The following is a 14,749-nucleotide window of genomic DNA, read 5'->3' on the forward strand; positions in this document are numbered from 1 at the left end:
CGCCTTGTACCTGTTTGAAAGCCTGAATCTGCTGATTCAACGTTACCTGCCCGAGGAGCAGATTAAGCGCCTCAAACAGGCATACCTCGTCGCGCGCGACGCGCACGAGGGCCAGACACGCTCCAGCGGTGAGCCCTACATTACTCACCCGGTCGCCGTGGCCTGCATTCTGGCGGAAATGCGTCTCGATCACGAGACGCTGATGGCGGCATTGCTGCACGACGTCATCGAAGACACCCCAGCCACCTATCAAGATATGGAACAGCTGTTCGGCAAGAGCGTCGCCGAACTGGTTGAGGGCGTCTCCAAGCTCGACAAGCTGAAGTTCCAGGACAAGAAAGAAGCGCAGGCGGAAAACTTCCGCAAGATGATCATGGCGATGGTGCAGGATATCCGCGTCGTGCTGATCAAGCTGGCCGACCGTACGCACAACATGCGCACCCTCGGTTCGCTGCGCCCCGACAAACGCCGGCGCATCGCGCGTGAAACCCTGGAAATCTACAGCCCGCTCGCCCACCGTCTGGGTATTCATCACCTGAAGACCGAGCTGGAAGAGCTGGGCTTCGAGGCGCTGTACCCGAACCGTTATCGCGTGATCAAGGAAGTGGTGAAAGCCGCACGCGGCAACCGCAAAGAGATGATTCAAAAAATCCTCTCCGAGATCGAAGGGCGGCTGACCGAAGCCGGCATCGCCTGCCGCGTCAGCGGGCGGGAAAAACACCTCTACTCCATCTACCTCAAGATGCACCTCAAAGAACAGCGTTTCCATTCCATCATGGATATCTACGCGTTCCGGGTGATCGTGAAAGAGGTCGATACCTGCTATCGCGTGCTCGGCCAGGTGCACAGCCTGTACAAACCGCGCCCGGGGCGGGTGAAAGATTACATCGCCATTCCCAAGGCCAACGGCTATCAATCGCTGCATACCTCGCTGATCGGCCCGCACGGCGTGCCGGTCGAAGTGCAGATCCGCACCGAAGACATGGACCAAATGGCTGAGATGGGGGTGGCCGCGCACTGGGCTTACAAGGAAAGAGAACAGGGCGAAACCGGCACTACGGCGCAGATCCGCGCCCAGCGCTGGATGCAAAGCCTGCTGGAGCTGCAGCAAAGCGCCGGCAGTTCGTTTGAATTTATCGAGAGCGTCAAATCCGATCTGTTCCCGGATGAGATTTACGTTTTCACCCCGGAAGGCCGCATCGTTGAGCTGCCCGCCGGCGCCACGCCGGTCGACTTCGCCTATGCGGTGCATACCGATATCGGCCATGCCTGCGTCGGGGCGCGCGTCGATCGTCAGCCATACCCGCTGTCGCAGTCGCTGACCAGCGGCCAGACCGTCGAGATCATCACCGCGCCGGGCGCACGGCCCAACGCCGCCTGGCTGAACTTCGTGGTCAGCTCGAAAGCGCGCGCCAAGATTCGCCAGATGCTGAAGAACCTCAAGCGCGACGACTCCGTCGGCCTCGGCCGCCGTCTGCTCAACCACGCGCTGGGCGGTAGCCGCAAGCTGGCCGAAATCCCGCAGGAAAATATTCAGCACGAGCTGGACCGCATGAAGCTGGCAACGCTGGACGATCTGCTGGCGGAAATCGGCCTCGGCAACGCCATGAGCGTGGTGGTGGCGAAGAATCTGCAGGGCGATCAGTCCAGCCTGGGCGCGTCATCCGGCGTGCGCAATCTGGCCATCAAGGGCGCCGACGGGGTGTTGATCACCTTCGCCAAGTGCTGCCGCCCGATTCCGGGCGATCCGATTATTGCTCACGTCAGCCCGGGCAAAGGGCTGGTGATCCACCATGAATCCTGCCGCAATATTCGCGGCTATCAGAAAGAGCCTGAGAAGTTCATGGCGGTCGAGTGGGATAAAGAGACCGAGCAGGAGTTCATCGCCGAGATCAAGGTGGACATGTTCAACCACCAGGGCGCGCTGGCCAACCTGACGGCGGCGATCAATGCAGCCGAGTCCAATATTCAGAGCCTGAACACCGAAGAGAAAGACGGTCGGGTTTATAGCGCCTTTATCCGCTTGACCACCCGCGATCGCATCCATTTGGCAAACATTATGCGTAAAATCCGTATCATGCCGGATGTGATCAAAGTTAACCGCAACCGAAACTAGCGCTTATGAGTCCTGAACGCTATGCGCGGATTTGTGAAATGCTCGCGACCCGGCAGCCGGATTTGACGGTCTGCCTGGAGCAAGTGCACAAGCCGCATAACGTCTCCGCCATTATTCGCACCGCCGACGCCGTCGGCGTGCATCAGGTTCATGCCGTGTGGCCCACCACCCGCATGCGCACCCTGGTTTCCTCCGCCGCCGGCAGTAACAGCTGGGTCAGCGTCAAAACCCATCGCTCCATCGGCGACGCTGTCAGTCATCTGAAAGCGCAGGGCATGCAAATTCTGGCCACCAATCTGTCTGCGCGCGCGGTCGATTTCCGCGAAGTGGACTATACCCGGCCCACCTGCGTGCTGCTCGGCCAGGAAAAAACCGGCATCACCGAAGAAGCGCTGGCGCTCGCCGATCAAGACATCGTCATTCCGATGATCGGCATGGTGCAATCGCTCAACGTCTCCGTGGCTTCGGCACTGATCCTGTATGAAGCGCAGCGCCAGCGGCAGAACGCCGGATTGTATCGCCGCGACAACAGCATGTTGGATGAAGAAGAGCAGCAGCGTCTGCTGTTCGAAGGCGGCTATCCGGTGCTGGCCAACGTGGCCAAGCGCAAAGGGCTGCCACGCCCGCTGATTGACGAGCAAGGCCAGGTGGTCGCCAGCGCCGAGTGGTGGGCGGCCATGCAGGCGACGGTGCGCAAATGAAAGGCCGCCTGCTGGATGCTGTCCCACTCACCACGCTTTCCGGGGTTGGCGCCAGCCAGGCGGGCAAACTGGCCAAGCTTGGCCTCGACACCATTCAGGATCTGCTGCTGCATCTGCCGCTGCGCTACGAAGACCGCACCCGCCTCTACCCGATCAACGATCTGCTGCCGGGCATCTACGCCACGGTAGAAGGGGAAGTGCTGCGCAGCGACATCAGCTTCGGCCGTCGCCGCATGCTGACCTGCCAGATCAGCGACGGCACCGGCATCCTCACCATGCGGTTCTTCAACTTCAACGCCGCAATGAAGAACAGCCTGGCCACCGGCCGCCGCGTGACCGCCTACGGCGAGATCAAACGCGGCAACCACGGCGCGGAGATCATTCATCCGGAATACCGCATTCAGGGCGAAACCAGCGAGGTTGAGCTGCAGGAGTCGCTGACGCCGGTCTACCCCACCACCGAAGGGGTTCGGCAAGCCACGCTGCGCAAACTGACTGACCAGGCGCTGGAGCTGCTGGATACCTGCGCCATCGCCGAACTGCTGCCGCCGGAGCTGAGCGGCGGCCTGATGAGCCTGCCGCAGGCGCTGCACACCCTGCATCGCCCGCCGCCGGACATCCAGCTGGCGGATCTGGAGCTGGGCAAACACCCGGCGCAAAAACGCCTGATCCTCGAAGAACTGCTGGCGCATAACCTCAGCATGCTGGCAGTGCGCGCCGGCGCCCAAAGTTACCGGGCGCAGCCGCTGCTGCCGGACGATCGGCTGAAAAACCGTTTTCTCGCCCAGCTGCCGTTCTCGCCGACCGGCGCGCAGACGCGCGTGGTGGCCGACATCGAAGCCGATATGCAAAAAGACTTCCCGATGATGCGGCTGGTGCAGGGCGACGTCGGTTCCGGCAAAACGCTGGTGGCGGCGCTGGCGGCGCTGCGCGCTATCGCGCACGGCAAGCAGGTGGCGCTGATGGCACCGACCGAGCTGCTGGCCGAGCAGCACGCCAACAATTTCCGTCAGTGGTTCGAGCCGCTGGGGCTGGAAGTCGGCTGGCTGGCTGGCAAACAGAAAGGCAAAGCGCGCATCGCGCAGCAGGAAGCCATCGCCAGCGGCCAGGTATCAATGGTGGTCGGCACCCACGCCATCTTCCAGGAGCAGGTGCAGTTCAACGGCCTGGCTCTGGTGATCATCGATGAGCAGCACCGCTTCGGGGTGCATCAGCGGCTGGCGCTGTGGGAGAAAGGTGAAGAACAAGGCTTCCACGCCCATCAGCTGATCATGACCGCCACGCCGATCCCACGCACGCTGGCGATGACCGCCTATGCCGATCTCGATACCTCGGTCATTGACGAGCTGCCGCCGGGCCGCACGCCGGTGACCACCGTCGCTATCCCCGATACCCGTCGCGCCGACATCATTCAACGGGTGAAAAGCGCCTGTCTGGAAGAGGGACGGCAGGCTTACTGGGTGTGCACGCTGATCGAAGAGTCCGAGCTGCTGGAGGCGCAGGCGGCGGAAGCCACCTGGGAAGAATTGAAAGCCGCGCTGCCGGAGCTGAAGGTGGCGCTGGTGCACGGCCGCATGAAAGCGCAGGAAAAGCAGGCGGTGATGCAGGCGTTTAAACAGGGCGAGCTGCAGCTGTTGGTCGCCACCACGGTGATCGAGGTCGGCGTCGACGTGCCGAACGCCAGCCTGATGATCATCGAAAACCCGGAACGGCTGGGCCTGGCGCAGCTGCACCAGCTGCGCGGCCGCGTAGGGCGCGGCGCGGTGGCCTCACACTGCGTGCTGCTGTACAAAACGCCGCTGAGCAAGACTGCGCAAACGCGCCTGCAGGTGCTGCGCGACAGCAACGATGGCTTCGTCATCGCGCAGCGCGATCTGGAGATCCGCGGCCCGGGCGAGCTGCTGGGCACCCGCCAGACCGGCAGCGCCGAATTCAAGGTGGCGGATCTGCTGCGCGATCAGGCGATGATCCCCGAAGTGCAGCGCGTCGCTCGCCATCTCCATCAGCACTATCCGGAGCACGCCCAGGCGTTGATCGAACGCTGGCTGCCGGAGAAAGCGCGTTATTCCAACGCATAAAAAAGGGCGCCGCAGGCGCCCTTTTCCTTATGACTCGCGATATCACCCCACCGCCGGGAACACCGGCAGCAGCAGATACAGCTTGATGACGATGGCATTGGCGATATCGATAAAGAACGCCCCCACCATGGGCACCACCAAAAACGCCACGTGCGAGGGGCCGAAACGATCGGTGATCGCCTGCATGTTAGCGATCGCCGTCGGCGTGGCGCCCATACCGAAGCCGCAGTGGCCGGCGGCCAGCACCGCCGCGTCGTAGTTTTTACCCATCACCCGGTAGGTAACGAAGATCGCGTACAGTGCCATGACCAGCGTCTGCACCGCCAGGATCGCCAGCATCGGCAGCGCCAGCGAGGCCAGCTCCCACAAGCGCAGGCTCATCAGTGCCATCGCCAGGAATAGCGACAGGCTGACGTTACCCAGCACCGATACCGCCCGCTCGAACACGGTATAGAAACCGGTGAAGGCCAGCGTGTTGCTGAGGATCACCCCGACGAACAGCACGCAAACGAAGTTCGGCAGTTCAAACACCGTGCCGCTCAGCAGGCCGGCAATCAACTGCCCCAGGCTCAGACAGATGGCGATCATGGCGATGGTTTCGATCATCACCAGCGAGGTGATCAGGCGGCCGCTTTCCGGCTTCTCAAAACCGCTCGGCTGCACGCTGTCTTCCGGCGTGCCTTCCGGCGTGGAGGAGTGTTTAACCAGATAGCGTGCCACCGGGCCGCCGATCAGGCCGCCCAGCACCAGGCCGAAGGTGGCGCAGGCCATGGCGACTTCCGTGGCGTTCTCGAAACCGTAGCGCTCGATGAACAGCTTGCTCCAGGCGGCCCCGGTGCCGTGGCCACCCGACAGGGTGATCGACCCGGCGATCAAGCCCATCAACGGATCCAGCCCCAGCATTTTCGCCATCCCGATGCCGATGGCGTTCTGCACGATAAGCAACCCCAGCACCACGAACAGGAACACCACCAGCACCTTGCCGCCGGCGCGCAAACGCGCCAGATTGGCGTTCAGGCCAATGGTAGCGAAGAAGGCCAGCATCAGCGGGTCCTTCAGCGACATGTCAAAACTGATTTCCCAGTTGACGAGCTTTTTCAGGGCTAACAGCAGGAGGGCCACCAGCAAACCGCCGGCGACGGGAGCAGGGATGGTATATTTTCGCAGCAGGGGAATGGTTCTGACGCACTTGCCCCCGAGGAGCAAAACCAGCGTCGCCGCGACCAACGTGCCATAAGTATCAAGATGAAACATCCAGGTACTCCATGTAAGGGAAAAGATCCAAATAAAAATAATAAGTTATAGAAAACCACTTAGTTTTTAAACTTGATGAGTGCAGGATTAGAAGTAAAAAACGCTGAGATGACAAGAAAAAATGAATGAAAATGCGACATAAACGAGAAAGTCGGCAACATAATATTTGCGCGCAACCGTTTGCTTTTGCGGGGCGGAGCATTAAAATGCCTGCTTTGCCGTATCTGGAAACGCCACACCATGAGCATGTCATCCTCCGAGCTTGATGCCGCACGCCAAGCCGCCTCTGAACCCCGCGCCAGTGAACTGATTTACCGCCTGGAAGATCGCCCGCCGCTGCCGCAAACGCTGTTTGCCGCAGGCCAGCATCTGCTGGCGATGTTCGTCGCGGTGATCACTCCGGCCCTGCTGATCTGCCAGGCTCTGGGCCTGCCGGCACAGGATACCCAGCACATCATCAGCATGTCGCTGTTCGCCTCCGGTCTGGCTTCCATTCTGCAAATCAAAACCTGGGGGCCGGTGGGCTCCGGCCTGCTGTCCATTCAGGGCACCAGCTTCAACTTCGTTTCGCCGCTGATCATGGGCGGTCTGGCGCTGAAAAACGGCGGTGCCGACGTGCCGACCATGATGGCCGCGCTGTTCGGCACCCTGATGGTCGCCTCCTGCACCGAAATTTTGCTGTCGCGCGTGCTGCATCTGGCGCGCCGCATCATCACCCCGCTGGTTTCCGGCATCGTGGTGATGATCATCGGTCTGTCGCTGATTCAGGTCGGCCTGACCTCGATCGGCGGCGGCTACGCCGCGATGAACGATCACAGCTTCGGCTCGCCGAAAAACCTGCTGCTGGCCGGCGCGGTGCTGGTCGTGATCATTCTGCTGAATCGCCAGCGCAACCCTTACCTGCGCGTGGCTTCGCTGGTGATCGCCATGGCGGTCGGCTATCTGTTGGCCTGGGCGATGGACATGCTGCCCGCCGACGCACCGGCGGCCCCAACGGCGGCGATCACCATCCCAACGCCACTCTATTACGGCCTGGGCTTCGACTGGAACCTGCTGCTGCCGCTGATGCTGATCTTTATGGTCACCTCGCTGGAAACCATCGGTGACATCACCGCCACCTCCGACGTCTCCGAACAGCCGGTCAGCGGGCCACTGTATATGAAGCGGCTGAAAGGCGGCGTGCTGGCCAACGGCCTGAACTCGATGCTGTCGGCGGTGTTCAACACCTTCCCCAACTCCTGCTTCGGCCAGAACAACGGCGTGATCCAACTGACCGGCGTCGCCAGCCGCTACGTCGGCTTCGTGGTGGCGCTGATGCTGATCGCGCTGGGGCTGTTCCCTGCGGTGGCCGGCTTCGTACAGCACATTCCCGAGCCGGTTCTGGGCGGCGCGACCATCGTGATGTTCGGCACCATCGCCGCCTCTGGCGTGCGCATCGTGTCGCGCGAGCGTCTGAACCGCCGCGCCATCATGATCATGGCACTGTCGCTGGCCGTCGGCATGGGCGTCTCCCAGCAGCCGCTGATCCTGCAGTTCGCGCCGGACTGGCTGAAAACCCTGCTCTCTTCCGGCATCGCCGCCGGCGGTATTACCGCCATCGTGCTGAACCTGGTGTTCCCGCAGGAACACGAGAAAAAGTAACCCGTCCATTGATGTTCAAACGGCCGCTTGCGGCCGTTTTTTATTGTCTATCAGACCATTGCCCTTGAGATGCCCGGCCAATTGCGGCATAAACAGGGTATCTTTTTTGACCGATGCGGATGTAGACGATGAAATTTATCGGAAAGCTGTTGCTGACGTTGCTGCTGCTGATCGTGCTGGCGGTGGTGGTGCTGTACCTGGTCGGGCAAACCCGCTGGGCGGCAGGCCGCCTGAGCGCCTGGATCAGCGACAACAGCGAATACCGCCTGTCGATAGGGAAAATCACCCATTCGTGGAGCCAGCCGGACCAGATCGGTCTGGAAGACGTGCAGCTCGCGCGCAGCGGCCAGCCACAGGCGCTGGTCGCCAAACGCGTCGATCTCGGCCTCAGTCTGCGCCAAATCACCGAACCGCGCTATTTTCACAGCGTCACGCTGCGCGACGGCACGCTGAACATGCAGCCGCAGGCGGCGGCGCTGCCTGTACAGGCCGACGTGCTGCAGCTGAGCAACATGGCGTTGCAGTCCAACGATAACGAGTGGCAGCTCAACGCGCAGCAGGTCACTGCCGGCATCACGCCGTGGCGCCCGCAGGCCGGCCATCTGCTGGGCGACAATAACCAGTTCCAGTTCAGCGCCGGTTCGATGACGCTGAACGGCATCCCCGCGTCGAAGGTGTTGGTGCAAGGGGAGCAAAAACAGGGCCAGCTGCTGTTGAACAACTTCGGCGCCGATCTGGCACAGGGCGATCTGACCGGCGTGGCCAGCCGCGCCGCCGACGGCAGTTGGCAGGTGGATCGCCTGCGGCTGAGCGGCGTGCGCATGCAGACTCCGTTGACGCTGACAGAATTCATGCAGCGATTTACCACCCTGCCGCCGGTCACCCTCAAACGTTTCGATCTGATCGACGCGCGCCTGGAAGGTAAAGCGTGGGCGTTTAACGATCTCGATTTGTCGCTGCAAAACGTCAGCGTCGAAAAAGGCGACTGGCGCAGCGAAGACGGCTCGCTCAACTTCAACACCAGCGATGTGGTCAACGGCGGTTTCCACCTGATCGACCCGATCGCCACTCTGCGGCTCTCTTCGGCCGGCATCGCCATTCAGCAATTTACCACCCGCTGGGAAGGTGGGCTGCTGCGCACCTCCGGCAACTGGCTGCGCGCCGGCAAACGCCTGCAGCTGGATGAAGTGGCCATGGCGGCACTGGAGTACACCCTGCCGATCGACTGGCGCGAGCTGTGGCTGAAACCGCTGCCGGACTGGCTGGCGGAGGTATACGTCACCAAGCTGACCACCAACCGCAATCTGATCATCGATATCAACCCGGCATTCCCGTTCCAGATCACCGCGCTGGACGGCTATGGCAGCAATCTGCTGCTGGCGCGCGATCACCAGTGGGGCATATGGTCCGGCTCGCTGAACCTGAACGGCAGCGAGGCCACCTTCAACAAGATAGACGTGCGCCGCCCTTCGCTGGCGCTGAACGCCGACGCCAATCAGATCAATGTCACCGAGCTCAGCGCCTTTATGCCTAATGGGTTGCTTGAGGCCAAAGCGGTCGTCGATCAGCTGCCGGGCAAACCGTTCCAGCTGACGCTGCACGGCCGCTCGATACCAATCAACACCTTGCAGCAATGGGGATGGCAGCCAGTACCGCTAACGGGCGACGGCAATCTTGAACTGCAGTTGAAAGGGTTGCTGAACAGCGACGGGCCGTTCAAAGCCTCGTTGAAGGGCAATCTGCAGGCCACCGCCGGCGACGGCCAGACGGTGAACCAACAACTGCCATAATGCACTGCGCGGCCCGCCTCAGGCAGGGCCGCCGCCCTACTCCTCCAGCGCTTCAGAGCCACCCTGGTCCAGCGGTACATCCGGCTCGGCCGGCAACACCATGTAGGTGCCTTCGAACACTGCGCCTTTGTCCTCGTCGCCGAACAGATGCACTTCAGCGTGTACGCGCGCGCGGCGGCCGCGCGCCAGACGCGCCAAATCGCCGCTCAACGAGCCGAGATCCGCCACTGCCCGCGGTCTGCCGGTAATCGGTTTGCTGTAGCGAATATGCGCGTCCGCCAGAATGATGGTGCCGCCGAGATGGCGCTCGCGCAGCAGCAGCCAAATCAGCCCCCAGGCGGTCAGCGTCGCCAGCGAGAACAGACTGCCGGCAAACAGCGTATGGTGTGGATTCTGGTTGCCGATTTCCGGCATGGTGGTAACGAAGCGCTGGCCGGTGTATTGGCTGATGCGCACGCCCATCTTTTCGCTCAGGGGGATATGCTCATACCAGGCCTGCTGCAATTGGCCGCACCAGTCGGGGCGATGCAGGATATCGTCCAGCGTCGCTACCGGTTTGATCATCAAAAAATGGCGGATCGGAGTGGTCTGCGGCGCGGTGATCTCCCCCTGATTGACGAATCCCAACTTGGCGAAGAAATCCACCGCGTCCTCACGGGCGCTACACACCACTCGCTTCACGCCTTCCTGCCGCGCAACGGACTCCAGCGTTATCGCCACCAGCGTCCCCAGCCCTTTATCCTGCAGCGTCGGGTCTACCGCCAGAAAACGGATCGCCGCCTCGTTGTCGGCATTGATGTACAGCCGCCCGATGGCGACGATTTTACCGGCCTCGTCCACCACCATTTGGTGATGGGCCATGGCGTCATAGGCATCCTTTTCCGAACCCACCGGCTGGTGCAGCGGCTTGCGCAGCATTTCCCAGCGAAACTGGTAATACTCCTTCAGTTCTTGCTCTGTTACGGGTACTCGTAGGTGATACATAGACGCCTATTCTCCGAATGCTTAGACCTGTAGCCAGAATGTCACCGGACCGTCGTTGACCAGCGCCACCTGCATGTCGGCAGCAAACTCGCCGGTCTGGGTCTCTACGCCGCGTTCGCGGCATTGGCCAACAAAATATTGATACAACCGATCGGCTTCCTGCGGCGCGGCGCCGCGCGAGAAGCTGGGCCGCATGCCCTTTTGGGTGTCCGCCGCCAGGGTGAACTGCGAGACGACCAGCACGCTGCCCCCGGCCTGTTGGACGTTGAGATTCATCTTGTCGTTCTCGTCGCCGAAAATGCGGTATCCCAACACGCGTTCGCACAGGCGCTGCGCTTTTTGCTCGTTATCGCCCTGCTCCACGCCCAATAACACTAACAAACCGGGGCCAATCTTGCCTACCGTCTCGCCACCCACCGTGACGCTGGCGTTTAACACCCGTTGAATCAATGCAATCATTCCTGCTGCCCTTCTGATTTTTGTTCCTGTTGCTCCGCCTTCTGCCGGCGGTAGTCGCGGTATTCGCCGATGGTCACGGTGATTTCCGCGCCGAGTAACACGATACACCAGCTCCAGTAGACCCACAGGAATAAAATCGGGATCACCGCCAACACGCCGTAAATCAGCTGATAGGAGGGAAACATGGTGACATACAGCGCAAAGCCCTTCTTGCCCAGTTCGAACAGCAATCCGGCCACCACCGCGCCAATCAGCGCGTCTTTGGGTGGCACGCGCACCGTCGGCACGATGCAATACAGCAGCCAGAAGGAGATGCACGACAAAATCAGCGGGAAGATGCGCAGCACCTGATCCACCAGGCCGTTGACGCCGGTCTGCGCCAGCCAGTTCAGCGACAGCAGATAGGAACTGATGGCCATGCTGGCGCCCACCAGCAGCGGCCCCAGCGTCAGCACCATCCAGTATACGGCGAAGGAGAAGACGATCGGCCGCTTGTTTTTGCTGCGCCAGATGGTGTTCAGCACGCTGTCCACCGAAGAGATCAACAGCAGCGCGGTGACGATCAGCCCGCAGGTGCCGACGGCGGTCATCTTGTTGGAGTTGGCGACGAACTGTTCCAGGTAGTTCTGTATAACGTTGCCGGCGGCCGGCACGAAATTGGAAAAGATAAAGCTCTTCAGCTGTTCGCTAATGTCGGAAAACATCGGGAAAGCGGCGAACAGGGCAAACACCACGGTGACCAGCGGCACCAGCGACAGCAGGGAAACATAGGCGAGATGGCCCGCCAACATCGTCAGGCCATCGTGATCGATACGCTGGTACAGCAACCGTCCGAAGGTAACGCCGGGTTTAATCGCAGAGGGCAGCTTCTTGCGGCGGAAAAACGACATGGTCACTCCTTGATGTCCGTTGATACGCCTTAAGCTTAACGCGCCCTGCGCTCATTGGGCAAAATAGGCCGGCACCACGTCGCGATCGGTGACGTGCACCGTCTTGATCCCCAGCGCCTGCGCGGCCAGAACGTTCGCCGGGTGATCGTCGAAGAACACCGCGTCGGCGGCGGCGGTGTTTTCTGCGGCCAGCACATGTTGATAGATATCGGCCTCCGGCTTGCGCATGCCGAGATCTTGCGACAGATAGAGATGATCGGCGGCGGCGGCCACTTCAGGGTAATGCTGCGGCCAGTAATTGCAGTGCAGACGGTTGGTGTTCGACAGCACCACCACCCGGTGACCTTCGTTGCGCAGGCGCTGCATGATGTCGATCACTTCCGGGCGCAGCGCGACGAATACCGCCTGCCAGCCGGTGGCGAATTGCTCGAAGCTGAGCGCAATGCCCATTTCATCGCACAGTTTGCCGGCGAAGTCTTCGTCGCTGATTTCACCGCGTTCATGTTGCTGGAACACCTCACCCATGGCGAAACGATCGGACAGCACCGCCAACGGCGTGCCGCTCAAATTGCTCCACACGCCCAGCACACGCTTGAAATCGATATCGACGATCACATTACCTAAATCAAAGATATACAGCATAGTCCTCTCCTGATGGGCCGGTGAGATTTCACTGTAGCGGGAAAAGGAACAGCTGAACAGGGAGCGAAAGGAAAAGCGCATAGCGCGCCGCACAAACGGGGAACAACAGAGGAAAAAACTCAGGGCGCGAGAACCGCGCCCTAAGCATGAGACACTCAATCAGCGATTAAGCGTCTTTAGGACCGCGGCTGGCACGCTTACGATCGTTTTCCGTCAGGTGACGCTTACGGATACGGATCGAGGTTGGCGTCACTTCTACCAGTTCGTCGTCATCGATGAACTCCAGAGCTTGCTCCAGGGTCATTTTGATGGCCGGAACCAGGGTAGTCGCTTCGTCAGTACCGGAAGCACGCATGTTGGTCAGCTTCTTACCGGTCAGGCAGTTTACGGTCAGGTCGTTAGAGCGTGAGTGAATACCGATGATCTGGCCTTCATACACTTCCGCACCGTGGCCCAGGAACAGCTTGCCGCGATCCTGCAGGCCGAACAGCGCGAACGCTACCGCTTTGCCCTGGCCGTTGGAGATCAGCACGCCGTTCTGACGCTGGCCCACTTCGCCCGGACGCACGTCGTCGTAGTGGCTGAAGGTGGAGTACAGCAGACCGGTACCCGAAGTCATGGTCATGAATTCGTTACGGAAGCCGATCAGACCGCGGCTTGGGATCACGTAGTCGAGACGCACGCGGCCCTTACCGTCCGGATCCATGTTTTTCAGGTCAGCTTTACGCTCACCCATCGCCTGCATCACGGAACCCTGATGCTGCTCTTCGATATCCAGCGTCACGTTCTCGAATGGCTCCTGCTTGCGGCCATCGATTTCACGGAAGATAACTTTCGGACGGGAAACCGCCAGCTCGAAACCTTCACGGCGCATGTTTTCGATCAGCACCGACAGGTGCAGCTCGCCACGGCCGGATACGCGGAAGGCGTCCGCATCGTCGGTTTCTTCAACGCGCAGCGCTACGTTGTGTACCAGCTCTTTGTTCAGACGATCAAGGATCTGACGCGACGTCACGTACTTGCCTTCTTTACCGCAGAACGGCGAGGTGTTGACGTTGAAGAACATGGTTACGGTCGGTTCGTCGACGGACAGCGCCGGCAGCGCTTCTACGGCGTTGGTGTCGCAGATGGTGTCGGAAATGTTCAGCTCGCCCAGGCCGGTGATGGCGATGATGTCGCCCGCTTCCGCCAGGGTGCTGTCGATACGCTCCAGACCCAGGTGACCCAGCACTTTGCCCACTTTACCGTTGCGAGTTTTACCTTCGCTGTCGATGATGGTGACCTGCTGGTTCGGCTTCACTTTACCGCGCTTGATGCGGCCGATGCCGATAACGCCCAGGTAGTTGTTGTAGTCCAACTGGGAGATCTGCATCTGGAATGGCGCTTCCAGCTCAACCTGCGGCGCAGACACGTGGTCGACGATCGCCTGATACAGCGGGGTCATGTCTTCCGCCATGTCGGTGTGGTCAACGCCGGCGATGCCGTTCAGCGCAGAAGCGTAGATGATCGGGAAGTCGAGCTGCTCGTCGGTCGCGTCGAGGTTCACGAACAGGTCGAACACCTGATCCACAACCCAGTCAGGACGCGCGCCAGGACGGTCAACCTTGTTGATGACCACGATCGGCTTCAGACCGTTGGCGAAGGCCTTCTTGGTCACGAAGCGGGTTTGCGGCATAGGGCCATCCATTGCATCCACAACCAGCAGCACCGAGTCAACCATCGACATCACGCGCTCTACCTCGCCGCCGAAGTCGGCGTGTCCTGGGGTATCCACGATGTTGATACGGTAACCGTTCCAATTAATGGCGGTGTTTTTTGCGAGGATGGTAATCCCACGCTCTTTCTCCAAATCGTTGGAGTCCATTACGCGTTCGGTGGCTTCCGCACGCTCTCCGAAAGTACCGGATTGTTGCAGCAGCTTATCAACCAGGGTGGTTTTACCATGGTCAACGTGGGCAATAATGGCGATGTTACGCAAATTTTCGATCACAGCTTTGCCTCGGGCATTAGAAATAGCGCGCTATTGTACACGTATTAAGCGAGGGACTAAACAAGATCACAACCATCTCTTATAAACAACCGCGTACCGGTCAGTTTGTGATCCCTTTCACGGTGCAAAAAGCCGCAATCGTTGCACTTTTGCACCATTTCGGTGCTCACGCTCACCCTTATTGCACCATAACAGTGCAATTTA

11 protein-coding genes are annotated in these 14,749 nt (G+C 60.5%); 5 read left to right on the forward strand and 6 right to left on the reverse strand.

All coding sequences use genetic code 11. From position 1 onward, the window contains the following. Positions 1-4: 4 nt before the first annotated feature. Genes spoT through recG form a run of 3 tightly spaced genes read left to right on the forward strand, consistent with a single transcriptional unit; the run spans position 5 to position 4,895 of the window. Positions 5-2,116, forward strand: a complete 2,112-nt coding sequence (gene spoT / locus EGY12_RS07110) for a bifunctional GTP diphosphokinase/guanosine-3',5'-bis pyrophosphate 3'-pyrophosphohydrolase (RefSeq protein ID WP_019452189.1) — start codon at positions 5-7, stop codon at positions 2,114-2,116. A 5-nt stretch (positions 2,117-2,121) separates the two neighbouring features. Further along, complete coding sequence (gene trmH / locus EGY12_RS07115; protein ID WP_123892993.1) at positions 2,122-2,817, forward strand: tRNA (guanosine(18)-2'-O)-methyltransferase TrmH; 696 nt, start codon at positions 2,122-2,124, stop codon at positions 2,815-2,817. Next, positions 2,814-4,895: an ATP-dependent DNA helicase RecG gene (gene recG / locus EGY12_RS07120; RefSeq protein WP_019452188.1), complete on the forward strand. Its 2,082-nt coding sequence runs from the start codon at positions 2,814-2,816 to the stop codon at positions 4,893-4,895. Before trmH ends, recG begins: the two co-directional genes overlap by 4 nt. A gap of 42 nt (positions 4,896-4,937) precedes the next feature. Here the strand turns inward: recG and gltS are convergent, their stop codons facing one another. Beyond that, complete coding sequence (gltS, locus tag EGY12_RS07125; RefSeq protein WP_038872558.1) at positions 4,938-6,149, reverse strand: sodium/glutamate symporter; 1,212 nt, start codon at positions 6,147-6,149, stop codon at positions 4,938-4,940. A 240-nt stretch (positions 6,150-6,389) separates the two neighbouring features. Between gltS and EGY12_RS07130 the strand changes: the two genes are divergently transcribed. Both EGY12_RS07130 and EGY12_RS07135 read left to right on the forward strand, forming a co-directional pair. Then, positions 6,390-7,790, forward strand: a complete 1,401-nt coding sequence (locus EGY12_RS07130; protein ID WP_123892994.1) for an NCS2 family protein — start codon at positions 6,390-6,392, stop codon at positions 7,788-7,790. A gap of 128 nt (positions 7,791-7,918) precedes the next feature. After that, positions 7,919-9,580, forward strand: a complete 1,662-nt coding sequence (locus EGY12_RS07135) for an AsmA family protein (protein WP_123892995.1) — start codon at positions 7,919-7,921, stop codon at positions 9,578-9,580. 36 nt (positions 9,581-9,616) lie between these two features. Here EGY12_RS07135 and fabY read toward each other — a convergent pair whose 3' ends face one another. From fabY to typA, 5 genes are all read right to left on the reverse strand, one after another. Further along, positions 9,617-10,564 carry a fatty acid biosynthesis protein FabY gene (fabY, locus tag EGY12_RS07140; protein WP_025304711.1) on the reverse strand — a complete coding sequence of 316 codons (948 nt, stop codon included), beginning with the start codon at positions 10,562-10,564 and terminating at the stop codon, positions 9,617-9,619. A 21-nt stretch (positions 10,565-10,585) separates the two neighbouring features. After that, positions 10,586-11,023, reverse strand: coding sequence for a D-aminoacyl-tRNA deacylase (gene dtd / locus EGY12_RS07145; protein ID WP_025304712.1), 438 nt, complete (start codon positions 11,021-11,023; stop codon positions 10,586-10,588). Then, a complete protein-coding gene (locus EGY12_RS07150) occupies positions 11,020-11,913 on the reverse strand; it encodes a virulence factor BrkB family protein (protein ID WP_123892996.1) in 894 nt (297 codons plus the stop codon). The genes dtd and EGY12_RS07150 overlap by 4 nt, the downstream gene beginning before the upstream one ends. A 51-nt stretch (positions 11,914-11,964) precedes the next feature. Continuing rightward, on the reverse strand, positions 11,965-12,555 hold the full coding sequence (yihX, locus tag EGY12_RS07155) for a glucose-1-phosphatase (protein WP_004931242.1): 591 nt from the start codon (positions 12,553-12,555) through the stop codon (positions 11,965-11,967). Positions 12,556-12,721: 166 nt separating this feature from the next. Then, positions 12,722-14,545, reverse strand: a complete 1,824-nt coding sequence (typA, locus tag EGY12_RS07160; protein WP_004931243.1) for a ribosome-dependent GTPase TypA — start codon at positions 14,543-14,545, stop codon at positions 12,722-12,724. Between the last annotated feature and the right edge of the window lie 204 nt (positions 14,546-14,749).

Origin of the sequence: Serratia sp. FDAARGOS_506 (genome assembly GCF_003812745.1) — a bacterium.
In the GTDB taxonomy this organism is placed as follows: domain Bacteria; phylum Pseudomonadota; class Gammaproteobacteria; order Enterobacterales; family Enterobacteriaceae; genus Serratia.

What these genes read in the sequence shown, in the direction of transcription:
- trmH (WP_123892993.1), top strand. Translation starts at nt 2,122, where the DNA reads ATGAGTCCTGAACGCTATGCGCGGATTTGTGAAATGCTCGCGACCCGG.
- recG (WP_019452188.1), top strand. Translation starts at nt 2,814, where the DNA reads ATGAAAGGCCGCCTGCTGGATGCTGTCCCACTCACCACGCTTTCCGGG.
- gltS (WP_038872558.1), bottom strand. Translation starts at nt 6,149, where the DNA reads ATGTTTCATCTTGATACTTATGGCACGTTGGTCGCGGCGACGCTGGTT.
- EGY12_RS07130 (WP_123892994.1), top strand. Translation starts at nt 6,390, where the DNA reads ATGAGCATGTCATCCTCCGAGCTTGATGCCGCACGCCAAGCCGCCTCT.
- EGY12_RS07135 (WP_123892995.1), top strand. Translation starts at nt 7,919, where the DNA reads ATGAAATTTATCGGAAAGCTGTTGCTGACGTTGCTGCTGCTGATCGTG.
- fabY (WP_025304711.1), bottom strand. Translation starts at nt 10,564, where the DNA reads ATGTATCACCTACGAGTACCCGTAACAGAGCAAGAACTGAAGGAGTAT.
- dtd (WP_025304712.1), bottom strand. Translation starts at nt 11,023, where the DNA reads ATGATTGCATTGATTCAACGGGTGTTAAACGCCAGCGTCACGGTGGGT.
- EGY12_RS07150 (WP_123892996.1), bottom strand. Translation starts at nt 11,913, where the DNA reads ATGTCGTTTTTCCGCCGCAAGAAGCTGCCCTCTGCGATTAAACCCGGC.
- yihX (WP_004931242.1), bottom strand. Translation starts at nt 12,555, where the DNA reads ATGCTGTATATCTTTGATTTAGGTAATGTGATCGTCGATATCGATTTC.